19 protein-coding genes are annotated in these 23,356 nt (G+C 68.1%); 8 read left to right on the forward strand and 11 right to left on the reverse strand.

Annotated features, from left to right (window positions below; genetic code table 11):
* Positions 1 to 67 precede the first annotated feature (67 nt).
* A complete protein-coding gene (gene ppc, locus BPODLACK_RS15485; protein WP_159405604.1) occupies positions 68 to 2,908 on the forward strand; it encodes a phosphoenolpyruvate carboxylase in 2,841 nt (946 codons plus the stop codon).
* Between the two features lie 115 nt (positions 2,909 to 3,023).
* On the opposite strand, the gene BPODLACK_RS15490 is transcribed toward ppc, so the two are convergent.
* From BPODLACK_RS15490 to tkt, 6 genes are read right to left on the reverse strand one after another with little or no spacing between them, the layout of a single operon-like run.
* Positions 3,024 to 3,551: a hypothetical protein gene (locus tag BPODLACK_RS15490; protein ID WP_024497116.1), complete on the reverse strand. Its 528-nt coding sequence runs from the start codon at positions 3,549 to 3,551 to the stop codon at positions 3,024 to 3,026.
* Positions 3,552 to 3,588: 37 nt separating this feature from the next.
* Complete coding sequence (pgl, locus tag BPODLACK_RS15495) at positions 3,589 to 4,326, reverse strand: 6-phosphogluconolactonase (protein WP_159405605.1); 738 nt, start codon at positions 4,324 to 4,326, stop codon at positions 3,589 to 3,591.
* Complete coding sequence (locus tag BPODLACK_RS15500) at positions 4,323 to 5,255, reverse strand: glucose-6-phosphate dehydrogenase assembly protein OpcA (protein WP_024497114.1); 933 nt, start codon at positions 5,253 to 5,255, stop codon at positions 4,323 to 4,325. The genes pgl and BPODLACK_RS15500 overlap by 4 nt, the downstream gene beginning before the upstream one ends.
* A 34-nt stretch (positions 5,256 to 5,289) precedes the next feature.
* On the reverse strand, positions 5,290 to 6,843 hold the full coding sequence (zwf, locus tag BPODLACK_RS15505) for a glucose-6-phosphate dehydrogenase (RefSeq protein ID WP_159405606.1): 1,554 nt from the start codon (positions 6,841 to 6,843) through the stop codon (positions 5,290 to 5,292).
* Between the two features lie 7 nt (positions 6,844 to 6,850).
* Positions 6,851 to 7,972, reverse strand: a complete 1,122-nt coding sequence (gene tal, locus BPODLACK_RS15510) for a transaldolase (RefSeq protein WP_159405607.1) — start codon at positions 7,970 to 7,972, stop codon at positions 6,851 to 6,853.
* 48 nt (positions 7,973 to 8,020) lie between these two features.
* Positions 8,021 to 10,099, reverse strand: coding sequence for a transketolase (gene tkt / locus BPODLACK_RS15515; RefSeq protein WP_159405608.1), 2,079 nt, complete (start codon positions 10,097 to 10,099; stop codon positions 8,021 to 8,023).
* A 240-nt stretch (positions 10,100 to 10,339) separates the two neighbouring features.
* Between tkt and BPODLACK_RS15520 the strand changes: the two genes are divergently transcribed.
* The gene (locus tag BPODLACK_RS15520) at positions 10,340 to 11,332 is read left to right on the forward strand and encodes a heme o synthase (RefSeq protein WP_024497110.1); all 993 of its coding nucleotides are present in this window, start codon (positions 10,340 to 10,342) and stop codon (positions 11,330 to 11,332) included.
* Between the two features lie 19 nt (positions 11,333 to 11,351).
* On the opposite strand, the gene BPODLACK_RS15525 is transcribed toward BPODLACK_RS15520, so the two are convergent.
* Positions 11,352 to 12,326 carry a quinone oxidoreductase family protein gene (locus BPODLACK_RS15525; RefSeq protein WP_159405609.1) on the reverse strand — a complete coding sequence of 325 codons (975 nt, stop codon included), beginning with the start codon at positions 12,324 to 12,326 and terminating at the stop codon, positions 11,352 to 11,354.
* A 74-nt stretch (positions 12,327 to 12,400) separates the two neighbouring features.
* Here BPODLACK_RS15525 and BPODLACK_RS15530 point away from each other — a divergent pair, with 74 nt between their 5' ends.
* Entirely contained in the window at positions 12,401 to 12,784 is a 384-nt protein-coding gene (locus tag BPODLACK_RS15530; protein ID WP_024497108.1) for a hypothetical protein, read from the forward strand.
* Positions 12,785 to 12,877: 93 nt separating this feature from the next.
* On the opposite strand, the gene BPODLACK_RS15535 is transcribed toward BPODLACK_RS15530, so the two are convergent.
* From BPODLACK_RS15535 to mptB, 4 genes are all read right to left on the reverse strand, one after another.
* Complete coding sequence (locus tag BPODLACK_RS15535; RefSeq protein ID WP_159405610.1) at positions 12,878 to 13,900, reverse strand: COX15/CtaA family protein; 1,023 nt, start codon at positions 13,898 to 13,900, stop codon at positions 12,878 to 12,880.
* Positions 13,897 to 14,700 carry an ABC transporter permease gene (locus BPODLACK_RS15540; RefSeq protein WP_159405613.1) on the reverse strand — a complete coding sequence of 268 codons (804 nt, stop codon included), beginning with the start codon at positions 14,698 to 14,700 and terminating at the stop codon, positions 13,897 to 13,899. The genes BPODLACK_RS15535 and BPODLACK_RS15540 overlap by 4 nt, the downstream gene beginning before the upstream one ends.
* 11 nt (positions 14,701 to 14,711) lie before the next feature.
* Positions 14,712 to 15,650, reverse strand: a complete 939-nt coding sequence (locus tag BPODLACK_RS15545; RefSeq protein WP_051349536.1) for an ABC transporter ATP-binding protein — start codon at positions 15,648 to 15,650, stop codon at positions 14,712 to 14,714.
* Between the two features lie 109 nt (positions 15,651 to 15,759).
* A complete protein-coding gene (gene mptB / locus BPODLACK_RS15550) occupies positions 15,760 to 17,592 on the reverse strand; it encodes a polyprenol phosphomannose-dependent alpha 1,6 mannosyltransferase MptB (protein ID WP_159405614.1) in 1,833 nt (610 codons plus the stop codon).
* Between the two features lie 175 nt (positions 17,593 to 17,767).
* Here mptB and BPODLACK_RS15555 point away from each other — a divergent pair, with 175 nt between their 5' ends.
* From BPODLACK_RS15555 to BPODLACK_RS15575, 5 genes are read left to right on the forward strand one after another with little or no spacing between them, the layout of a single operon-like run.
* The gene (locus tag BPODLACK_RS15555; protein ID WP_024497103.1) at positions 17,768 to 18,571 is read left to right on the forward strand and encodes a helix-turn-helix transcriptional regulator; all 804 of its coding nucleotides are present in this window, start codon (positions 17,768 to 17,770) and stop codon (positions 18,569 to 18,571) included.
* Positions 18,568 to 20,022 (forward strand): Fe-S cluster assembly protein SufB, encoded by a 1,455-nt coding sequence (gene sufB / locus BPODLACK_RS15560; RefSeq protein WP_024497102.1) that lies wholly within the window; start codon positions 18,568 to 18,570, stop codon positions 20,020 to 20,022. The genes BPODLACK_RS15555 and sufB overlap by 4 nt, the downstream gene beginning before the upstream one ends.
* A complete protein-coding gene (gene sufD / locus BPODLACK_RS15565; protein ID WP_024497101.1) occupies positions 20,022 to 21,209 on the forward strand; it encodes a Fe-S cluster assembly protein SufD in 1,188 nt (395 codons plus the stop codon). Before sufB ends, sufD begins: the two co-directional genes overlap by 1 nt.
* 54 nt (positions 21,210 to 21,263) lie before the next feature.
* A complete protein-coding gene (gene sufC, locus BPODLACK_RS15570) occupies positions 21,264 to 22,037 on the forward strand; it encodes a Fe-S cluster assembly ATPase SufC (protein ID WP_024497100.1) in 774 nt (257 codons plus the stop codon).
* Between the two features lie 26 nt (positions 22,038 to 22,063).
* The gene (locus tag BPODLACK_RS15575) at positions 22,064 to 23,353 is read left to right on the forward strand and encodes a cysteine desulfurase (protein ID WP_024497099.1); all 1,290 of its coding nucleotides are present in this window, start codon (positions 22,064 to 22,066) and stop codon (positions 23,351 to 23,353) included.
* Positions 23,354 to 23,356 lie beyond the last annotated feature (3 nt).

Consider the following 23,356-nt stretch of genomic DNA (forward strand, 5'->3'; position numbering starts at 1 on the left):
GTGATACGCGTCGCCCGACGCTTTCCCCGGGATGCCGGATGGCCCCGATCTCGGGATACTTGGTCGCATGAGTGAAACCGCCTCCTCCCGGGGAGCCCCGGCATCTCGTCCGTCCATGTCGATCGTCGACCACATCGTCGTCGACGACGAGGGCCGTGCACTCACCGAACCCTTGCGTGAGGACATCCGTCTGCTCGGCGGCATCCTCGGCGAGGTCGTCGCCGAACATTCCGGCACCGACGTCTTCGATCTCGTCGAATCGGCTCGTGTGGCCGCTTTCGGCGTGCGCCGCAACGAGATCGACCGCAACGAACTCGCGGAGATGTTCACCGACCTCGACGTGTCCACCGCGGTTCCGGTCATCCGCGCCTTCAGTCACTTCGCGTTGTTGGCCAACCTGGCCGAGGACATCCACCGCGAACGTCGCCGTGCCATCCACGTGCGAGCCGGTGACCCGCCGCAGAAGTCCAGCCTGGCCGCGACCTACCGGCAGCTCGCAGACGCCGGACTCGGCGACGAGGAGGTCGGTAAGGCACTCGCCGACGCCAACGTCGTGCCGGTCATCACCGCCCATCCCACCGAGACCCGGCGCCGCACGGTGTTCGAGGCGCAGAACCGGATCACCGAGCTGATGCGCTTCCGCGGCCGTACCGAACTGACCCCCGACGAGGACGCCGAGGTCACCGAGGCGATCCGGCGTCAGATCCTCACGCTGTGGCAGACCGCGCTCATCCGCCTCGAACGACTCACCATCCAGGACGAGATCCGTTCGGGGCTGCGCTATTACGACGCCTCGTTCTTCGACGTGGTGCCGGCCATCAACACCTCCGTGCGCGCCGCCCTGCGGTCGGCCTACCCCGGCGCGGGTCTCGCCGACGAGCCGATGATGCGCATGGGGTCCTGGATCGGCGGCGACCGCGACGGGAACCCGTTCGTGACCGCCGAGGTGGTCACCCTGGCGGCCACCCTGGCTGCCGAGACCGCGGTGGGACACCACCTCGCCGAACTCGAGAACCTTGCCCAGGAACTGAGCATGTCGGCGCGGCTGATCACGGGAACCGAACCGCTGCTCGAACTCGCCGGTGCCGACTCCGAGGACCCCGGTGCCGACGAGCCGTTTCGGCTTGCGTTGCGGCACATCCGATCCCGCCTCGCGGCGACCGCCAACCAGATGTTCGACGAGGACTTCCTCTCGTCGAGCGATCTGTTCCTCGTCGACGGCAAACCGCCCTACTCCGACGCCGCCGAGTTGCTCGTCGACCTCGACGTCATCGACGCGGCCCTGCGGGTCAACAACGACGCCTCCATCGCCGACGACCGGCTCCTCGCCCTCCGGGAGTCGGTGCGCACGTTCGGCTTCCACCTGTCCGGGCTCGACATGCGGCAGAACTCCGACATGCACGAGGAAGTGGTCGCCGAGCTTCTCGCCTGGGCGGGCGTGCACGGCGACTACGCCTCGCTCGACGAGGCGGAACGCGTCGAGATCCTGTCCGCCGAACTGCAGCGGCGCCGTCCGCTCACCAGCCCCGACGCGGAACTGAGCGAGCTGGCGACCAAGGAACTCGCGATCGTGCGGGCGGCCGCGAAGGCGGTCGCGACGTTCGGTCCGGAAGCGGTGCCCAACTACATCATCAGCATGTGCACCTCGGTGAGCGACATGCTCGAAGCGCTCATCCTGCTCAAGGAGGCCGGCCTCTACGACCCCGGTGCCGCCGGCGAGAACGACCCGCGCTCCACGGTGCGGGTCGTACCGCTGTTCGAGACGATCGAGGATCTGCAGCAGGGCGCTGCGACCCTGCTCGCCGTTCTCGAGGTGCCCTTCTACCGGGCGCTCGTGGAGTACCAGAACGGCATGCAGGAGATCATGCTCGGTTACTCCGACTCCAACAAGGACGGCGGCTACATGGCCGCCAACTGGGCGCTGTACCGCGCCGAACTCGACCTCGTGGAGGCGGCGTCCCGGTCGGGGATCCGGTTGCGGCTCTTTCACGGTCGCGGTGGAACGGTCGGCCGCGGCGGCGGCCCCAGCTACGACGCCATCCTCGCTCAGCCGCCCGGGGCGGTGCAGGGGTCGCTGCGCATCACCGAGCAGGGCGAGATCATCGCCGCCAAGTACGCCGAGCCGGTGACCGCCCGCCGCAATCTGGAGACACTGCTGGCCGCGACCATCGAATCGTCGCTGCTCGACGTCGAAGGTCTCGGCGACGAATCGGAGTCGGCGTACGAGATCATGGACGACATCGCCGCCAGGGCACGTGCGGCCTACAGCCGCCTCGTGCACGAGACACCGGGATTCGTCGAGTACTTCACCACGTCGACCCCGTTGTCGGAGATCGGTGCGCTCAACATCGGCAGCCGCCCGGCGTCTCGTAAGCAGACCGAGAAGATCACCGATCTCCGCGCGATCCCGTGGGTGTTGTCGTGGACGCAGTCGCGGGTGATGCTGCCGGGCTGGTACGGCACCGGTTCCGCGTTCGAGGAGTGGGTGGCCGACGACCCGACCCGCCTGGAGGCCCTGCAGCGCTACTACGAGAAGTGGCCGTTCTTCCGCACCGTCATGTCCAACATGGCGCAGGTGTTGGCGAAGTCCGACATGGGGCTGGCGCATCGCTACGCACAGCTCGTACCCGACGAGGAACTGCGCGAGCAGGTGTTCGGAATGATCGTCGACGAGCACGAGCGGACGATCGGCATGTGCGCCAAGATCACCGGCATCGATGATCTGCTGCACGACAACGCGGCCCTCAAACGTTCGGTCTACAACCGGTTCCCGTACCTCGAGCCGCTCAATCTGCTCCAGGTGGAGCTGCTGCGCCGGTTCCGCGCGGGGGAGGACACCCCACTCGTGCGCCGCGGTATCCAGCTGACCATGAACGGCCTGGCAACCGCGTTGCGCAACAGCGGTTAGCGCGCCTGCGGCCCCCGGGAGCGGCGAGGACGTGCCGTTCCCGGCGGGTCGACGGGTATGCGGCGGAGCAGCCAGATCCCGTAAGCGGCGGCCATCGCACCCATCACCAGTTCGATCACCACGGTGAAGACGTCCGGGCCAGAACTCCCCTTCGGTAGTAGGAGCGTCCAGATCTGACCGACAGCGGTGATGAGGACCAGTGGCGGATCACTCCGCGGAAGGTGGCCTCGTCGCCGAACCCCACTGCGACTGCGGCGACGGCGACCAGCGCGAAGTAACCGAGGCTGTGGTCGGCAAATTCGGAGAGTGCCGGTATCACCAGGACGATCACCGGGACGACGACGTAGAGCAGAATGAGCGGCAGTAACAGAACCAGGCTGCGCCAGGTGGGTCGACCGGTGAATCCGGCAGCACCCCAACAGCCCAACGCTGTCAGTAAGACCGCTGGCACCAGGACCATCCACGCGAACTGGACGAACTGCGCCGGACTCGCCGAGGCCGTGACGTCAGCGGCCTCCGGATCGAGCAGCCTCAGTCCCAGCAGTGGCAGCGCGTAGGCGAGTGTGGTGAGCACCGCGAACCACTCGGGCCGTCGGCTGGCGAAGGTCCGCAGCGTGCCGTCGGCGCGGCGACTCTCGGCCAATGCTCTGCGGGACCTTCCCTCGGCTCACATCGTCGACTCAGATGTGCACCGCCGCCGCGTCGTCGAGGAACCAGATGGTCTCGTCGGTGCCGCGGGCGCCTGCGCACGGCCAGTCGGCGGGATCGGCGCCGTTGTGCGCGGCCGCGACGGCCTCGGCCTTGTCGGCACCGGCGACGAGGAACCACACGTTGCGAGACCGGTTGACCACCGGCAGGGTCAAGGTGATCCGACGCGGCGGCGGCTTGGGTGAGTCCTCAACGGCGACAACCGATTTCTCGGTCTCCGCGGTGGCCGCGGTGTGTGGGAAGAGGGAGTTGATGTGGCCTTCGCCGCCCATTCCGAGCAGGTGCAGGTCGAACTGCGGAGCCACGCCGTCGGTGGATCGTCCCGCGAGGACCGCCGCGTAATCGGCGGCGGCGGCATCGATGTCGTCACCGAACGGCCCGTCCGAGGGTGCCATCGTGAACACCCGCGTCGGATCCACCGGCACGTGGTCGAGCAGTGCCTCCCGTGCCTGGCCGGAGTTGCGTTCCGGGTCGTCGGCAGGGACGAATCGGTCGTCGCCCCAGTACACGTCGACGCGCGACCAGTCGATGGTGCCGCTGTCGTCGGCCAGGGCCGACAGGATGCCGATCCCGTTGCTGCCGCCGGTCAACACGATGCTCGCGACCCCGCGCTCGGACTGCGCGTGGGTCACCAGGTCGACGAAGCGGGCCGCCGCGGTGACGATCAGTTCCTGCTTGGACTCGAAGACCAGCGTCTCGGCAGCGGTCATGGTGTGAGAACTCCTTCGTTCGTGTCGATGAAGTCGACGCCGGGGACACCCCGCAAGGCGACGGCATAGACCTCGTCGGTGTCGAGTCGCCGGAGCTCCTCGGCGATGCACACGGGTAGGTCGCGGTGGCCCATCGCGATTCGGCCGTCGGGCTTGCCCGGCATCGTCAGCACCGCGTTGTTGCCCTCGTCCACGGCGAGGATCGTCGGACCCTCGTCGCGGTGAAGACGGATCTCGAAACTGCCGCGACGGCGCCGCGTGGGTACGTCGAGCGCCGAATGCAACCACCCGGCGATGAGGTCCACCGCCGGGGAATCGTGCGCGCCCGTGACGTCCACCGCGGTGATGCGCGAATGCGGCGGACGGTCGACCGCCGAGGCGAGGATGGCCCGCCAGTGCGTGATGCGCGACCATGCGATGTCGGTGTCGCCGGGGGAGTATGTCTCGAGGCGACGCGCGAGCACCGTGGCCGGATCGGCGTCCTTCGTGGCATCGAGGATGCGACGGTGACCGAGCCTGCCGAGGGGATCGTCCGCGGGGCGTGCGGGGCCTTCGCCGGGCCACCACGTGACGACGGGGGTGTCCGGCAATAGGAACGGTGTGACGACGCTCGCCGGTTCGTCGGCGAGGGCGCCGTACAGCGACAGCACCACGACCTCCGACGCGCCGGCGTCCCCGCCCACTCGAATCTGTGCGTCGAGGCGCGAATTCCCTTCGCGGGTACCGCGATACACGACGATGACGCGGCTGGGGTGCTCGCGGCTGGCACCGATGACGGCCTCGATGGCGCCCTCCATGGGTTCGCCCTGTTCGACGCAGACGACCAGGGTGAGCACGCGACCGAGACTGAGCGCGCCGCCGGCCGCCCGCACCTCGATGATCCTCTTCGCGACACTTCGGGTGTCCGTGTCGGGCAGCTCGACGATCATCGCGGATCCTCCTGCAGGGGCTGGGCGGTGGACATCAGGGCCGGCGCCACGCGCGTCCCACGCGGGCCATCATCTCGTCCGCCGACCGCGGACCCCAGGTTCCCGACTCGTAGGTGTCGGGGGAGTCCTCGGCGGCCCACTGTTCGAGCACGGGATCGAGGATCTTCCACGACAATTCGACTTCCTCGTTGACCGGGAACAGTGACGGCACGCCGAGTAGGACGTCGAGAATGAGGCGCTCGTATGCCTCCGGGGACGCCTCGGTGAACGCGGTGCCGTAGCTGAAGTCCATGTTCACGTCGCGGACCTCCATGCTGGAGCCCGGCACCTTGGATCCGAAGCGCAGGGTGATGCCCTCGTCGGGCTGCACCCGGATGACCAGCGCGTTCTGGCTGAGCTCCTCGGTCATCGTCTGGTCGAACGGCAGATGCGGGGCGCGCTTGAAGACCAGCGCGATCTCGGTGACGCGCCGGCCGAGACGCTTGCCGGTCCGCAGGTAGAACGGCACACCCGCCCAGCGACGGGAGTCGACCTCAAGGGCGATCGCGGCGAAGGTCTCGGTCTTGGAGTCCTTGGCGAAGCCGTCCTCCTCTTTGAGCCCGGCCACCTTCTCGCTGCCCTGCCAGCCCGGACCGTACTGGCCGCGGGCGGTGTTCTGATCGATCGGCAGGACGTTGCGAGTGGCCGCCAGGACCTTGATCTTCTCGGCCTGTAACTGCTTGGGCTCGAAGGAGATCGGTTCCTCCATCGCCACCAGGGCCATCAGCTGCAGCAGATGGTTCTGGATGACGTCGCGCGCGGCACCGATGCCGTCGTAGTAGCCGGCCCGCCCACCGATGCCGATGTCCTCGGCCATCGTGATCTGGACGTGGTCGACGTAGTGCGAACTCCACAGCGGGTCGAACAGTTGGTTGGCGAAGCGCAGCGCCAGGATGTTCTGCACCGTCTCCTTGCCCAGGTAGTGGTCGATGCGGAACACCGACGACTCCGGAAAGACGTTGTTGACGATGGCGTTGAGTTCGCGGGCCGACTCGAGATCGTGGCCGAACGGCTTCTCGATGACCACGCGGCGCCAACTGTCGCCGTCCGGTGTCGCCAGCCCGCTGCGCTCGAGCTGTTCACAGACCGTCGGGAACGCCTTGGGCGGGATCGACAGGTAGAACGCATGATTTCCGTCCGTGCCGCGTTCGTCGTCGAGCGACTTGAGGGTGTCGCACAACTTGTCGAACGCGGAGTCGTCGTCGAAATCGCCCTGCACGAAGCGGAAGCCCTCCGCGAGGCGCTCCCACACCTCCTCGCGGAAGCCCGTGCGGGCGTGTTCCCGCACGGCGTCGTGCACGATCGCCCCGAAGTCCTCGTCGGTCCAGTCGCGTCGGGCGAAACCGACGAGAGCGAACGACGGGGGGAGCAGGCCGCGGTTGGCGAGGTCGTAGACCGCAGGCATCAACTTCTTGCGTGCGAGGTCACCGGTGACGCCGAAGATGATCAGACTGCACGGACCCGCGATGCGGGGCAGCCGTTTGTCCTGTGGGTCACGGAGCGGGTTGGTCCAAGAACCGGGTCCCACTGAATCCTCACCGGCGGCCACGACGGCCTCAGCCCTTGATCGCCGCGGACAACTGCTCGGCGGTCGCGTTGAGCAGGTCGTTCCAGGCGTCCTCGAACTTGCTGACACCCTCCTCCTCGAGGACCTTGAAGACGTCGACCGTGTCGACGCCGAGCGCCGCGATCTTGTCGAAGACCTCCTGCGACTCCTGCGCGAGACCGATGATCGAGCCGGTGTTGACCCAACCGTGGTCGGCGAAGGCGTCCATCGTCTTGCCCGGCATGGTGTTGACCGTGTTGGGCGCGACGAGCTCGCTGACGTACAGGGTGTCGGGGTAGTCCGGGTTCTTCACGCCGGTCGACGCCCAGAGCGCGCGCTGCGGGCGGGCGCCCTTGGCGAGGAGGTCCGGGAAGCGCGACTCGACCTCGAAGACCTGCTGGTAGGCCGAGTAGGCGAGACGGGCGTTGGCCAGCGCCGCCTTGCCCTTCAGCTCGGTGGCCTCCGGGGTGCCGATGGCGTCGAGGCGCTTGTCGATCTCGGTGTCGACGCGGGAGACGAAGAACGACGCCACCGAATGGATGTTCGACAGGTCGTGGCCGGCTTCCGCGGCGGCGTCGAGGCCGTCGAGGTAGGCGTCCATGACCTCCTTGTAGCGATCGACCGAGAAGATCAGCGTCACGTTGACGCTGATGCCCTCGGCGATGACCCGGGTGATCGCCGGGAGTCCGGCCTTGGTGGCCGGGATCTTGATCAGCAGGTTCGGGCGGTCCACGATCTTCCACAGCTCGATCGCCTGGGCGACCGTGGCGTCGGTGTCGTGCGCCAGACGGGGATCGACCTCGATGGACACCCGGCCGTCGACGCCGTCGGACTCCTCGTGCACCGGGGCCAGTACGTCGCAGGCGTCGCGGACGTCATCGGTGGTCACCGTGCGGATGGTGCCGTCGACATCGGTGCCGCGGGCGGCCAGCTCGGTGACCTGTGCGTTGTAGGCGGTGCCCTTCGACAGTGCCGCCTGGAAGATCGACGGGTTGGTGGTCACGCCGACCACCGACTTGGTCGAGATCAGTTCGGCGAGATCACCGGAGGTGATCAGGTCCCGGGACAGGTCGTCCAGCCACACCGAGACACCGGCGGCGGACAGTTCGGCGAGCTTCTCGTTCTGGGTCACGATTCTCTCCTTGATGAGTGTGGATGAGCCGGTGTCGTGGGCGGCCGGTCAGCCGGCGACGACTCGTTCGGCGGCGGCGGTGACCGCCTCTGCGGTGATCCCGAACTTGGTGAAGAGCACCTTGTAGTCGGCCGACGCGCCGAAGTGCTCGATGCCGACGATCTCGCCGCCGGCACCGACGATCCGGTACCACGGCATCGCGATGCCGGCCTCGACGGCGACACGCGGAACCGAGGGAGGCAGCACGTGGTCCCGGTACCCCTTGGGCTGCTCGTCGAACCACTCGACACACGGCATCGACACGACGCGGGCCTTGATTCCCTTGTCGGCCAAGGCCTTCTGTGCCTCGACCGCCAGGTGCACCTCGGAACCGGTGCCGATCAGCACGACCTGCGGGTCGCCCTCGGAATCGCTGAGCACGTAGCCGCCGTTGGCGACGCCCTGCGCCGAGGTGCCCTCGAGGATCGGGACGTTCTGGCGGGTGAGCGCCAGACCGACCGGGTGGTTGCGCCGGGTCAGCAGGTGCGCCCATGCGTGAGCGGTTTCGTTGGCATCGGCCGGGCGCACGACGTCGAGGTTCGGGATCGCGCGCAGTGCGGCCAGGTGCTCGATCGGCTGGTGGGTCGGGCCGTCCTCGCCGAGACCGATGGAGTCGTGGGTCCAGACGTAGATCGGGTCGATCTCCATCAGCGCGGCCAGGCGCACGGCCGGACGCATGTAGTCGGCGAACTGCAGGAAGGTGCCGCCGTAGGCGCGGGTCGGACCGTGCAGGGCGATGCCCGACAGGATCGAACCCATCGCGTGCTCGCGGACACCGAAGTGCAGGGTGCGCCCGTACGGGTTGGCCGACCACTTCTTGGTGCTGATCGACGTCGGGCCGAACGAGGGCTCGCCGTCCATCGTGGTGTTGTTCGAGCCGGCGAGGTCGGCGGAACCGCCCCACAGCTCGGGAAGGACGGGCGCGAGGGCGCCGAGGACCTTGCCCGACGCGCTGCGCGTGGCCACGTCCTTGTCGCCGACGTTCCAGGTCGGCAGCTGCTCTGTCCAGCCCTCCGGGAGCTCATGGGCGGTCAGGCGATCGAACAGTGCCTTGGCGTCGGGGTTCTTCTCGGCCCACGCGTCGAACGATGCGGTCCAGGCCTTGCGCTCCTCGGCGCCGCGGTCGACGAGTTTGCGGGTGTGCGCGATGACCTCGTCGGTGACCTCGAAGTTCTTCTCCGGGTCGAAGCCGAGGACCTTCTTGGTGGCGGCGACCTCGTCCTCGCCGAGTGCGGCGCCATGAGCCATGCCGGTGTTCATCATGTTGGGCGCCGGGTAGCCGATGATGGTGCGCAGGCAGATGATCGACGGACGGTCGACGACCTCCTGGGCGGCCTTGATCGCGGTCTCGATGGCCACGACGTCCTCGCCGCCCTCGACGGTCTGGACGTGCCAGCCGTACGCCTCGTAGCGCTTGGCGACATCCTCGGACAGGGCGATGTCGGTGTCGTCCTCGATCGAGATCTGGTTCTGGTCGTAGAACACGATCAGGTTGCCGAGCTGCTGGGTGCCGGCGAGTGAGCTCGCCTCGGAGGTGACGCCCTCTTCGATGTCACCGTCGGAGGCGATCACGTAGATGTAGTGGTCGAACGGGCTCGCGCCGACCGCGGCATCCGGGTCGAACAGGCCGCGCTCGCGGCGGGCGGCCATCGCCATGCCGACCGACGAGGCGAGACCCTGACCGAGCGGCCCGGTGGTGATCTCGACGCCGCGGGTGTGGCGGAACTCCGGGTGACCCGGGGTCAGCGAATCCCAGGTGCGCAGCGCCTCGATGTCCTCGAGCTCGAGACCGAAGCCACCCAGGTACAGCTGGATGTAGAGGGTCAGGCTGGAATGTCCGCACGAGAGCACGAAGCGGTCGCGGCCGGCCCAGTCGGTGTCGGTGGGATCGTGACGCATGACGCGCTGGAAGAGCGTGTAGGCCAGGGGGGCGAGGCTCATCGCGGTGCCGGGATGACCACTGCCACACTTCTGCACCGCATCGGCGGCCAGCAGGCGGGCCGTGTCGACGGCCCGGGTGTCGAGGTCGCTCCAGTCGTCCGGATGGCGAGGGGTGGTCAGTGCGCGGATCTCATCTGTGTCGGCCACGATGGTGATTGTCTCCTGTGCCTGCTCGGGTTTTCGGCGCGTTCGGGTCCAGAGTAATCGGCCGCGAGGGTGCCCTGCGCGCCGACCGAAACTTACCGCCCGGTTCGCCGATCGGCGCCGGTCGCGGGCTCGGCCACGACGCGATTACGGTTCGCGAAGGCAAACGTCTACCATGCTCTGTAGTAGCCCGCGGCGATCTGTGCGGGCGGACGAGGAGTGTTCGTGAGGATAGGGGAGCGTGTGAGCGGAGACCATCCCGCCGCATCCCACTCGACCGACACCGCATCACCGCAGGTCTCGACCGAGCCGGTCCTGCCGGCGGATCTGACGTGGGCCGGACGTGTGCGCGCGACGGTGCTCGCCTATGTCGCGCTCACCAAACCGCGGGTCATCGAGCTGCTGCTGGTGGCGACGATCCCGGTGATGCTGCAGGCCGACCGCGGCCATGTCGACATCGCCGTCATCGCCTTCACCCTGATCGGTGGCTGGCTCGGCGCCGGCAGCGCGAACACCCTCAACATGGTCGTCGACGCCGACATCGACAAGAAGATGAAGCGCACCGAGCGCCGACCGCTCGCCCGGCGCGCCGTGGCTACCCGGAGTGCGCTGATCTTCGGTCTCGTGCTCTGGGCCGCCTCGTTCGCGGTGCTGTACTTCGCCGCGAACCTGCTGTCCTCGCTGCTCGTCTCGGCGACGATCATCTTCTACGTCGGCGTCTACACGATGATCCTCAAGCGCCGCACCTGGCAGAACGTGGTGTGGGGCGGTGCCGCCGGATGCATGCCGACGCTCGTCGGCTGGGCAGCGGTGACCGGCTCACTCAGCTGGCAGCCGATCGTGCTGTTCCTGGTCATCTTCTTCTGGACCCCGCCACACACCTGGGCGCTGGCGATGCGCTACAAGGAGGACTACAAGGCGGCCGGCGTGCCGATGCTCCCAGTCATCGCGACCGAGGAACGCGTCACCCGGCAGATGCTGGTCTACACGTGGCTGACCGTCGTCACCTCGCTGGCCCTGATCCCGGCGACGAGCTGGATCTACACGGTGATCGCGCTGGTCGCCGGCGGCTGGTTCCTCGAGCGGGTCACCAAGCTCTACCGAGACACCAGGCGCGGCGCCGAGGTGAAACCCCTCAAGGTCTTCCTGCAGTCCAACGAGTACCTGGCGATCGTCTTCTGCGGTCTCGCGGTCGACGCGGTCGTCGGCCTGCAGACGATCTCGTCGTACTTCTGATTTCCGTTCGCCGCCGCCCTCAGGAATCCGAGGGCAGCAGCACCGTCGTACCCGTCGTCTTGCGGGCTTCGAGATCAGCATGGGCCTGTGCGGCGTCGGCCAGGCGGTAACGCTGTCCCACCCGCACGCCCACGTCGCCGTCGAGGATGGCCTCGAAGTACTCGCCGGCCCGCCAGTTCAGTTCCTCCGGCGTCGCGGTGAAGTGCGCCAAGGTGGGTCGTGTCACCGCCAGCGAACCGGCCGGGTTGAGGCGCTGCAGATCGAACGGCGGCACCGGTCCACTCGACGCCCCGAACAGCACGATGATGCCGCGGACCGCCGTGGCGGCCAGCGACTGCTCGAAGGTGTCCGCGCCGACGCCGTCGTAGACCACCGGGACACCGAGGCCGTCGGTGAGTTCCCGGACGCGCGCGGCCAGGTCGTCCCCGTACCGCAGCACATGGTCGGCGCCGGCCTGCCGGGACAGGTCCGCCTTCTCGTCGGAGGACACCGTCGTGATGACCCGCAGTCCATGACGTTTGGCCATCTGGGTGAGGATCAGCCCGACCCCGCCGGCCCCCGCGTGGATCAGCACGGTGTCCTCCGGATGAGGGTGGGCGCTGCCGTCGAGGAGGTAGTGGGCGGTGAGACCCCGCAGCAGCGACGAACCGGCGACCGCGTCGTCGACACCGTCCGGCACGACCACCGCCTGCGCGGCGGGGACCGCGACGAGTTCGGCGTACGACGCAGGAGCGGCACACCAGGCGACCCGCTGTCCCACCTCGAAGCCGGTGACCTCCGGACCCACGGAGACGATCTCGCCGGCACCTTCGGTGCCCGGGATGTACGGCGGGATCGACGGGTACATGCCCCGCCGGAGATAGGTGTCGATGTAGTTCACGCCCACCGCGGACGTCCGGACGATCACCTCGTCGGCGGCCGGGATGGGGTCGTCGACGGTACCGAAGGCCAGGACGTCCGGGCCGCCGTGACGGGTCACCTGTATCGCACGCACGACACCGTTCTACACGCCGTACAGGCCGGATGTGACGCCCATCCCGGTATCGGGACTGCCCTGCGCTCACCGGTATGCTGAGCGTCATGACTGACAGTGCCGCCACCGACACCACCGCAACGCCGACGGTTCAAGCCCCGGGCGATGTCGTCGCCTCGGTGAAGAAGTTCGTCGCCCGCGAGGGCGGCAGCGCCAAGGTCGTCCTGCAGGCGATCGGTGCGGCCGGTGTCCGTATCACGCTCGTCGGTGAGGCCGGTGGAGTCCTCGGCGACCGGGTGGTCCCCGACCTCGCCACCGCCCAGGCCGTCGTCGACGCCGTCGACGGCCTCGAGATCGCCGAGTGGGACCGTGACCTCACCTCGGAGACCACCGTCAAGCCGTCGCATTACCGCAAGATGGCCGGCTGGGTCGCCCGGCAGAAGCGCTTCCCGAAGCCGCGCAACCGCGCGATCCTCTGACGCGGCCGTCCGCCCCGTACACGAGAACGACCCCCGACGTGCACGTCGTCGGGGGTCGTTCTCGTTGTGGGCCGTTCTCGTTGTGGCAGGGACTCAGGCAGCGTCGACGCGCGGCTGATCGGTCGCCCGCGCGACCAGCACCTGCCAGGTCGCGCCGATGAGCAGCAGCGCGCTGCCGAACATGTGCGCGATGACGAGCGCGACGGGGAGATCGGTCGCGAACTGGACGAATCCGATCACGCCCTGCAGTGCGAGCAGCGCCACGAACACCAGCGCCGAGCGCTGCTGCGGACGCGCGAACACGCGGGCGTACACGAGTGCGGCCAGGGCCAGACCGACCAGGACGAACACCGCGTCGGCGTGGAGCTGGGTGGCGTTGTCGGGGTCGAGTCCGTTCCGTGGGGCGTCCACGTCGCCGGCGTGCGGACCGGAACCCGTGACCACCGTGCCGAGGTAGATCGTCACCCAGGTCACCACATAGATCAGCCAGGCGAGGTAGACCCCGAGCCGGCGCGTGGCCGACGCGGGGACATCGGCGTCGACGGCGGCGGGTTCGGCGGGTGTCGGGTAGGGCCGCAGCCGATAGACCAGGACGGTTGCGGCCGACACGAGCGCCATCGACAGCAGGAAGTGCAGGGCGACGACCCATGGGTTGAGGTCGGTGAGGACGGTGATCCCGCCGATCACGCCCTGGAACGGGATGCCCAGCGCGATCAGGGTGACCGTCCACTTGTCGCGGCGCGCCGACCCGGCGTAGCGGAGCACCGCGACCCAGGCGGCGATCGCGATGATGATCAGCACCCAGGTGAGCATCCGGTTGCCGAACTCGATGGCTCCGTGAATGCCCAGTTCCTCGTGCGGGACGAAGGAGTTGTCGGTGCATCGCGGCCAGGTCGGACAACCGAGACCGGAACCGGTCACCCGAACCGCGCCGCCGGTGGCGACGATGCCGACGTTCGACACGAGCAGGGAGATCGCCCAGCGGTGGACGAAGCGGATCGTCGGCCGGCCGAATCCGGGTATGTACCGCCAGACCCCACGCGCCGCCGGCCGGGGGTCGCGCTCGGCGGGAGTCGGGTCGTCGGGTCGTGTCGAAGAAGTCTGCGACGTCGTCATCGGAATCGGAACCACCTCACGGCCAAGGTGCCGGCCACTGCGGCCCACACCAGCAAGACGCCCACCCCGAAGGCGTCGAACGAACCTCGTGCGGCCATCTCCAGGGCCTCACTGAGCGCACCCGAGGGGATGCACCGTGCAAGGGTGTGCACGGGGCCGGGCACGTTGGAATCGACGACCACGAGGCTGCCGAGACCGATGAACGCGAACCACAGCAGGTTCGCCAGGGCCAGGACGACCTCGGCCTTGAGCGTGCCGCCCAGGAGCAGGCCGAGGGTGGCGAAGCAGGCGGTGCCGACGGTGATCACCAGTGCGCCGATGAGCAGGCCGAGCGCGTCGGGCCGCCAGCCGAAGGCGAATCCGATGGCGCCCAGGATGACCGACTGCAGGGCCACCACGATCAGCACCGCCACCGATTTCCCGACGATGATGCCCCACCTCGGGATCGGTGTGGCGCCCAACCGTTTCAGCGCGCCGTAGCGCCGGTCGAAGCCGACGGCGATCGCCTGGCCGGTGAACGCCGTCGACATCACGGCGACCGTCAGGATCGCCGGGACGAAGAGCGTGGCGCGCTCGGCCGGACCGTCGCCGAAGGTCGTGTTGATGGGCAGCAGGCACAACCCGATGAGCAAGGTGATCGGGATGAACATGGTGAGCAGCAACTGTTCACCGTTGCGGAGCAGGAGCTTGAGCTCGAGGGTCGACTGGGCGACGATCATCGCCGCCAGGGATGCCGGGCGCGGCGCGGGACGGAACATGCCCTCGGCGAAGAGGGCCGTCTGGGGAGCGGGGGAGTTCACTGTGGGGCTGTTCACTGTCGTAGGGCCCGTCCGGTCAGGTCGAGGAAGACGTCTTCGAGACTCCGGGTCTCGACCCGCAGGTCGGTGGCGAGGACGTTGATCTTGGCGCACCAGGCGGTCACGGTCGCGAGCACCTGCGGGGTCATCGGGCCGAGGACGAGGTAGGAGCCCGGGTTGGGCTCGGTGCAGTGATACCCCTCGGGCAGTGCGAGTGTCAGCATCGACAGATCGAGTCCGCGGGGCGCGGTGAACCGCAATTCGTTCTCGGCACCGGTGCTGGTGAGGTCGGCGGGGGTCCCGGCGGCGACCGCGCGGCCGTGATCGATGATCACGACCTGATCGGCGAGCTGCTCCGCCTCGTCCATGAGATGGGTCGTGAGGAGGACGGACACGCCGTCGGCGCGGAGGCGGTCGACGAGCTCCCAGACGACGAGACGTGCGTGGGCGTCGAGGCCGGCGGTCGGCTCGTCGAGGAACACGAGCTCGGGACGGCCGACGATGGCGCAGGCGAGGGCAAGGCGCTGCTGCTGCCCGCCGGACAGCCTGCGGTACGACGTGCGCCGGACCTCGCCGAGCCCCAGCGCTTCGATGAGGAACTCGGGGTCGATGGGGTCGGCCGAATACGCCGCGACCAGCCGCAACATCTCCTCGGCACGAGCTCCGGGGTAGGCGCCGCCGCCCTGCAGCATCACGCCGACGCGGCGCCGGAGCGCGTCGTTGTCGGCGATCGGATCGAGTCCGAGGACCCGCACGGTGCCGGCGTCCGGTTCGGTGAAGCCCTCACAGATCTCGACGGTGGTGGTCTTGCCCGCGCCGTTCGGTCCGAGGAGGGCGAGGATCTGGCCGCGTTCCACGGTCAGATCGAGCCTGTCGACCGCGGTACGGTCGCCGAAGGTCTTGACCAGTCCGCGTACCTCGACCGCGGGAACACTCAGCAGACGATCGTTCATCTGATCGTCGTCGTTGATCTGCCGAGAGGTCGTGCCGCGCACACAGGTCAGACTAGGCGCTCGGACCCCGCGGACGAAAAACGCCGTGCGCGGGTGCGGTGGGGGATCGTCACCGCGTCGGCGCGTTCTCCGCGGGCTCCGGGGTGTCGTCGGAGGCCCCCCTTCTGCGACGACGCCATCGGCGCGGTGACCGGTCTTCGAAGAACAGCGCGGTCAGCGCTGCGACCATGATCACACCTGCCAGAAGACCCTGCGCGAGAACGACTCCGCTGGTGTTGGAGCTCGTCGGCATCACCACGATGGCGATGATCGCCGATGCGGAGATGGTCGAGATCCGGAACCACGGGCCGGTCGCCCAGGCAGCCAGCGGAATGACCGCCCACAGCAGGTACCAGGCCTGGACGAACGGGAAGAACAGCACGACTGTGGCCATCGACACACCGAGTGCGCCCAGCGGATGCAGGCGTCCGCCCAGCGTCGCGAGCATCCACCGGATGATGAAGAGGCCGGCGACGAGCTGCCCGATCGGGCGTGCGACCTCGAGGATCGCCTGGGTGTGCTCGCCGAGTCCGAGGGTCACCCCGATCCGACCCGTCGTCACGCCGAGCAGTGTCGGCATCGACATCCACGACCGGACGATCTCGCCGGTCGACAGCGTGCCCGTCCAGCCGAATCCGAGCCCGGTCGCCAGCGAGATCCCGACCATCACGATGCCGAGCACGACCACGTAGAACCCGGCGGAGACGCCGAGGGCGTACACCGACCACTTCGACCGCGTCCACCACTCCTGGACGGGTGCGTACCGCAGGGCAGGCAGCGTGGCACCCCACCGCATCGCCAGGGCGATGCCGACGAAGCCGAGCGCGAGCATCGAGGTCACCTTGATCATCGACGACGCGGCGAGCACAGCTCCACCGGCGATCAGGATCCAGCCTGCTCTCGTGGGTATCAGCGTCCCCGGTTTCCGCAACCGGTCGACGCCGTAGATGGCGCGGAAGCTCAGCTCGAGGCCCACGAGCATCAGGCCGAGCATGAGTGCCTCGTTGTGGATGCCGCCCACCAGATGCAGGATCACGAGCGGGTTCATCGCGCCGAGCCACAGGGCAGCCACCGACGACACCCCGCAGCGCTTCGCCAGTCGCGGCAGCGCCCACACGATGAGCGCGATGCCGATCAGGGCGACGATGCGGTGCAGGAAGATCGCGGCGGTGATGTTCGCGCCGGTCACCTTGGTGATGCCCTCGCCGATCCACAGAAACAGCGGTCCGTAGGGCGCGGGGGTGTCCCGCCACAGGTTGGGCACCGACCGCGTGAGGATGTGGTCGACGCCCAGACCGCGAACCGGGCTCACCGAGTAGGGATCCATGCCGCGGGAGGCGATCGCACTCTGGGCCAGGTAGGAGTAGATGTCCTTGCTCAGCAGCGGGGGAGCCAGCACGATCGGTGTGATCCAGAGCATGAGGGTCCGGTCGGCCTGGCGGCGGCTCATCCGTCGTTCCGGACTCCGTCCGTGCCGGACCTCGACGCTGAGGCGGCCGACGGCGAAGCGGCCGATCAGCAGCCATGCGACCACCAGGGTGATCGTGCCGCCGATCGACAGCGCGAGGGCGGTGCCGAACATCCGGGACGGCAGTGACAGCACGCGCATGCCGGCGACCGGGTTCTGCAGCACCGGCACCGCACCGGTGCCGAGGGCGCCGATCAGGATCAGGACCGAACCGGTGGCGCCGAAGAGCTTGATGCGGCGGAGACGACGGGTCTCCGCGGCGTTGAGGGGTCCGACCTCGCGTTCGTCGTCGTGTAGGCGGGCGACGGTCTTTCCGTAGTCGCCGCGCTGCTCGGTGGTGTCGGTGTCGGGGCCGACGGGGCGCTGTTTGCGCAGACCGAGGTAGTTCAGCACGGTGAGCAGGTGATTCCACACGAGTCCGAAGAAGTCCGGCACGCGGCGGCCAGCTGTGGTTTCGGGCACACGACGACTCTAAACGGCGGGGACGGATCCCTCGCCACCACCCTTTATCGGCGACGCGCGGGACGGGAGGAGGGAATCGGACGCATCGCTAAGGGCACCCTTGCTGGCAGCGAGGAACCAATTACGTCACACTCGTGTTGTGAAAACCATGCGGAACGATGTTGTGCTGCCCTCGGGCGGCCGCAATGCCGTGCCCTCCGCTGGTACGGCAACCCCTCACACGACCGCCGGTGCCGATGCGCACCACGACGGTCAGACCCGTGATGCGGTCCTGAACCTGCTTGTCGAAGACGGCCCGCTGACCGCGGGCGAGATCGGCGAGCGTCTCGGTATCTCCGCGGCCGGCGTGCGCCGTCACCTCGACGCGCTCACCGCGGCCGGGGACATCGAGGTCGCATCGACCGGTTTCGGTCAGCGGGGCCGCGGCCGTCCGGCCAAGTGGTTCCAGCTCACCGCATCCGGACGCGGCAAGATGCGCCACGCCTACGACGACCTCGCCGGGGCGGCGATGCGCAAACTCCGTGACCTCGGTGGTCACGACGCGGTCGCCGAGTTCGCCCGTGAACGCGTCGAGCGGATCGTCGCCGACGTCGAACCGAGCACCGATCCGGTGAATGTCGCAGACACCGTCGACGAGATCGCCGATGCGTTGACGGGTGCGGGCTACGCCGCCAACACCCGCCAGGTCGGCAACGGCATCCAGATCTGCCAGCACCACTGCCCGGTGGCGCACGTCGCCACCGAGTTCCCCGAACTGTGCGAGGCCGAGACCGCGGTCTTCACCGAACTGCTCGGCACGCATGTGCAGCGCCTGGCGACCATCGCCAACGGTGACTGCGCCTGCACGACCCACGTGCCGATGCATCCACCTCCGGAATCGCCCCCGCGCGAGACCCCACTCTCCACGACCGCACCCGCCCAGCCCACGACAACCCGAAAGGCCACGCGATGACCGTCACCGATCCGGCCGCAACCACGCCGTCCGCCGCGGCTCCCCTCACACAGGAGGAGACGATTGCGTCCCTCGGGACGTACGGCTACGGCTGGGCCGACTCCGACGTCGCCGGCGCCAGCGCCAAGCGCGGCCTGTCCCCGGCCGTCGTCGCCGACATCTCGTCGAAGAAGAGCGAGCCCGAGTGGATGCTCGAGCAGCGACTCAAGGCTCTGAAGATCTTCGACAAGAAGCCGATGCCGCACTGGGGTGCCGGACTCGAGGGCATCGACTTCGACAACATCAAGTACTTCGTGCGCTCGAGCGAGAAGCAGGCCGCCTCGTGGGAGGACCTGCCCGAGGACATCAAGAACACCTACGACAAGCTCGGCATCCCGGAAGCGGAGAAGCAGCGGCTGGTCGCCGGTGTCGCCGCGCAGTACGAGTCCGAGGTCGTCTACCACTCGATCCGCGAGGATCTCGAGAAGCAGGGCGTGATCTTCCTCGACACCGACACCGGCCTCAAGGAGCACCCGGAGCTGTTCCAGGAGTACTTCGGTTCGGTCATCCCGGCCGGCGACAACAAGTTCTCCGCGTTGAACACCGCCGTGTGGTCGGGTGGATCGTTCATCTACGTCCCGCCGGGTGTCCACGTCGACATCCCGCTGCAGGCCTACTTCCGGATCAACACCGAGAACATGGGCCAGTTCGAACGCACGCTGATCATCGTCGACGAGGGTGCCTACGTGCACTACGTCGAGGGTTGTACCGCGCCGATCTACAAGACCGACTCGCTGCACTCCGCGGTCGTCGAGATCATCGTCAAGAAGGGCGGCCGCTGCCGCTACACGACCATCCAGAACTGGTCGAACAACGTCTACAACCTGGTCACCAAGCGTGCCAAGGCCGAGGCCGGCGCCACCATGGAGTGGATCGACGGCAACATCGGTTCCAAGGTCACCATGAAGTACCCGGCCGTGTGGCTGACCGGTGAGCACGCCAAGGGCGAGGTCCTCTCGGTCGCATTCGCCGGCGAGGGACAGCACCAGGACACCGGTTCGAAGATGGTCCACCTGGCACCGAACACCTCGAGCAACATCGTCTCGAAGTCGGTGGCCCGCGGCGGTGGCCGTGCCTCCTACCGCGGTCTGATCAAGATCAACAACGGCGCCCACGGCAGCCGGTCGACGGTCAAATGCGATGCGCTGCTGGTCGACACGATCTCGCGCAGCGACACCTACCCCTACGTCGACATCCGTGAGGACGATGTGACGATGGGGCATGAGGCGACCGTCTCGAAGGTCAGTGACGATCAGCTCTTCTACCTGATGAGCCGCGGCCTGACCGAGGACGAGGCGATGGCCATGGTGGTCCGCGGCTTCGTCGAGCCGATCGCCAAGGAACTCCCGATGGAATACGCGCTCGAGCTCAACCGCCTGATCGAGCTTCAGATGGAAGGAGCCGTCGGCTGATGGCCGATCCGACACTCCCGGTCTCCACACCGGGCTCGCATTCGCCTGTCGTCAACAAGGGTGAACTGTTCACCTCGTTCGACGTCGACGCCTTCGAGGTGCCCAGCCCTCGCGAAGAGGCCTGGCGCTTCACCCCGTTCCGCCGCCTGCGCGGTCTGCACAACGGTTCCGCCCAGCGGACGGGTGAGGCGACCGTCGAGGTCACCGGTATCGCAGACGGTGTGACCGTGGACACCGTCGGACGCGATGACGAGCGTCTCGGCCAGGGCGGCGTGCCCTTCGACCGGGTTGCCGCACAGGCGTACTCGTCGTTCACCCAGGCCACGGTGGTCACCGTGGGCCGCGAGGTCGAGCTGTCCGAGCCGGTCACCATCACGGTCACCGGCCCCGGAGAGGGCGAGACCGCCTACGGGCACACCCAGGTCCGGCTCGAACCCTTTGCCCGCGCCGTCGTGGTGCTGGACCAGAAGGGCGGCGGGACCTTTGCCGAGAACGTCGAATTCGTCGTCGGCGACAGCGCCGCGCTCACCGTCGTCAACGTGCACGACTGGGATGACGACGCCGTGCACGTCGCCGCCCATCACGTGCGCACCGGCCGCGACGCCGTGGTCCGCCACTTCGCGGTCAGCTTCGGCGGCAACCTCGTCCGGCTGTCGCCGATCGTCCACTACGACGCGCCGGGTGGCGACGTCGAGCTGTGGGGGCTGTACTTCGCCGACGCCGGACAGCATCTCGAGCAGCGCCTGCTCGTCGACCACAGCCAGCCCAACTGCCGCTCGAACGTGGTGTACAAGGGTGCGCTGCAGGGCGACACGAGCGGCGACCGGTCGCGCGAGGCCCACACCGTCTGGATCGGCGATGTGCTGATCCGCGCCGAGGCCGAGGGCACCGACACCTTCGAGCTCAACCGCAACCTGGTGCTCACCGACAACGCCCGCGCCGACTCGGTGCCCAACCTCGAGATCGAGACGGGCGAGATCGTCGGTGCCGGCCACGCCAGTGCCACCGGACGTTTCGACGACGAGCAGCTGTTCTACCTGCAGGCTCGCGGCATCCCCGAGGATCAGGCGCGCCGCCTGGTCATCCGCGGATTCTTCGGCGAGGTGATCGCCAAGATCGCCGTTCCCGAGCTGCGCGAGCGTCTGTCCGCCGCCGTCGAGCGCGAGCTCGAACTCGCCGGCGCCTGAACCGCTTCCGCGCCCGACCGAACCTTCCTCAGCCCGTAAGAGAGAACACAGAACATGACCACACTGGAAATCCGTGACCTGCACGTCGACGTCGCCCAGACCGACGCCGACGCCGAGCCCATCCACATCCTCAAGGGTGTGAACCTGACCGTGAAGTCCGGTGAGACGCACGCGATCATGGGCCCCAACGGCTCGGGCAAGTCGACGCTGTCCTACGCCATCGCCGGCCACCCCAAGTACCAGGTGACCTCGGGTTCGATCACCCTCGACGGCGAAGACGTCCTGGAGATGAGCGTCGACGAGCGTGCGCGTGCCGGCCTTTTCCTGGCCATGCAGTACCCCGTCGAGGTGCCCGGCGTCTCGATGTCGAACTTCCTGCGCACCGCCGCCACCGCGGTCCGCGGCGAGGCCCCGAAGCTGCGCCACTGGGTCAAGGAGACCAAGGAGGCGATGACCGCGCTGGACATCGATCCGTCGTTCTCCGAGCGCAGCGTCAACGAGGGCTTCTCCGGCGGTGAGAAGAAGCGTCACGAGATCCTCCAGCTCGACCTGCTCAAGCCGAAGATCGCCATCCTCGACGAGACCGACTCGGGGCTCGACGTCGACGCACTGCGCGTCGTGAGCGAAGGCGTCAACCGTTACCAGGAGCGGGACAACGGGGGCGTCCTGCTCATCACGCACTACACCCGCATCCTGCGCTACATCAAGCCGGATTTCGTGCACGTGTTCGTCAACGGCCGCATCGTCGAGTCGGGCGGATCCGAACTGGCCGACGTGCTCGAGGAGAGCGGATACGAGCGTTTCGTCACGGCGGCGAAGGCAGTCTGAACCACACCCGTAGGAGGTGTACGTAGGTGACACTCTCGACCGAAACGACAACGCCGGCTGCCACCGCATTCGACGTCGAGGCGTTGCGGGCGGACTTCCCGATCCTGTCGCGCACCGTTCGTGACGAGAAACCGTTGGTGTACCTCGACTCCGGGGCGACCTCACAGCGCCCGGTCCAGGTCCTCGACGCCGAGCGGTACTTCCTGACCCATCACAACGCCGCGGTACATCGGGGAGCCCACCAGCTCGCCGAGGAGGCCACCGACGCCTACGAGGACGCGCGCGAGGTCATCGCCGGGTTCGTCGGGGCGTCGTCGGATCAGCTCGTGTTCACCAAGAACGCCACCGAGGCGATCAACCTGGTGACCTACACCCTCGGTGACCCTCGCTCGGCGCAGATCCTGGGCGGTTCGCCGCTGGGACCGGGCGACACCGTGGTGATCACCGAGCTCGAGCATCACGCGAACCTCGTTCCGTGGCAGGAGCTCTGCCGCCGCACGGGTGCGAGCCTGCGCTGGTACGGCGTGACCGACGACGGTCGTATCGACCTGGATTCGCTGACCCTAGACGAGTCGGTGAAGGTCATCGCGTTCACCCATCAGTCGAATGTCACCGGTGCCGTCGCCGATGTCGCCGAGCTCGTCTCGCGTGCCCGCGCCGTCGGTGCGCTCGTCGTGCTCGACGCCTGCCAGTCGGTGCCGCACATGCCGGTCGACTTCTCGGCGCTCGACGTCGATTTCGCCGCCTTCTCCGGACACAAGATGTTCGGTCCGAGCGGGGTCGGCGCCCTGTACGGCAAGTCCGAGCTCCTGGATGCGTTGCCGCCGTTCGTCACCGGCGGCTCGATGATCGAGACCGTCACGATGGAGATGTCGACCTACGCGCCGCCGCCGCAGCGATTCGAGGCCGGGGTGCCGATGACGTCTCAGGTCGTGGGCCTCGGGGCCGCCGTGCGCTACCTGCAGACGATCGGCATGGACGCCGTCGCCGCACACGAGCACGCGCTCGTCGGACATGCGCTCTCCCGGCTCGGTGAGATCGACGGTCTGCGCATCGTCGGACCCACCACGACCGAGAACCGCGGGGGAGCGGTCGCGTTCGTCGTCGACGGCATCCACGCGCACGACCTCGGTCAGATCCTCGACGACGAGGGCGTCGCGATCCGTGTCGGCCACCACTGTGCCTGGCCGCTTCACCGCAAGTTCGGGGTGGCCGCGACCGCACGTGCATCGTTCGCCGCCTACAACACGCTCGCCGAGGTCGACGCGCTGGCCGCGGCGATCGTCAAGGCGCAGAAGTTCTTCGGGGTGAACTGAGCC

This window comes from Gordonia sp. YY1 (assembly GCF_009872315.1).
GTDB lineage: Bacteria > Actinomycetota > Actinomycetes > Mycobacteriales > Mycobacteriaceae > Gordonia > Gordonia amicalis.

What these genes read in the sequence shown, in the direction of transcription:
- BPODLACK_RS15530 (WP_024497108.1), top strand. Translation starts at nt 12,401, where the DNA reads ATGCTGAGCGTCATGACTGACAGTGCCGCCACCGACACCACCGCAACG.
- BPODLACK_RS15545 (WP_051349536.1), bottom strand. Translation starts at nt 15,650, where the DNA reads ATGAACGATCGTCTGCTGAGTGTTCCCGCGGTCGAGGTACGCGGACTG.
- ppc (WP_159405604.1), top strand. Translation starts at nt 68, where the DNA reads ATGAGTGAAACCGCCTCCTCCCGGGGAGCCCCGGCATCTCGTCCGTCC.
- BPODLACK_RS15535 (WP_159405610.1), bottom strand. Translation starts at nt 13,900, where the DNA reads ATGACGACGTCGCAGACTTCTTCGACACGACCCGACGACCCGACTCCC.
- BPODLACK_RS15555 (WP_024497103.1), top strand. Translation starts at nt 17,768, where the DNA reads ATGCGGAACGATGTTGTGCTGCCCTCGGGCGGCCGCAATGCCGTGCCC.
- sufC (WP_024497100.1), top strand. Translation starts at nt 21,264, where the DNA reads ATGACCACACTGGAAATCCGTGACCTGCACGTCGACGTCGCCCAGACC.
- sufD (WP_024497101.1), top strand. Translation starts at nt 20,022, where the DNA reads ATGGCCGATCCGACACTCCCGGTCTCCACACCGGGCTCGCATTCGCCT.
- sufB (WP_024497102.1), top strand. Translation starts at nt 18,568, where the DNA reads ATGACCGTCACCGATCCGGCCGCAACCACGCCGTCCGCCGCGGCTCCC.
- BPODLACK_RS15500 (WP_024497114.1), bottom strand. Translation starts at nt 5,255, where the DNA reads ATGATCGTCGAGCTGCCCGACACGGACACCCGAAGTGTCGCGAAGAGG.
- pgl (WP_159405605.1), bottom strand. Translation starts at nt 4,326, where the DNA reads ATGACCGCTGCCGAGACGCTGGTCTTCGAGTCCAAGCAGGAACTGATC.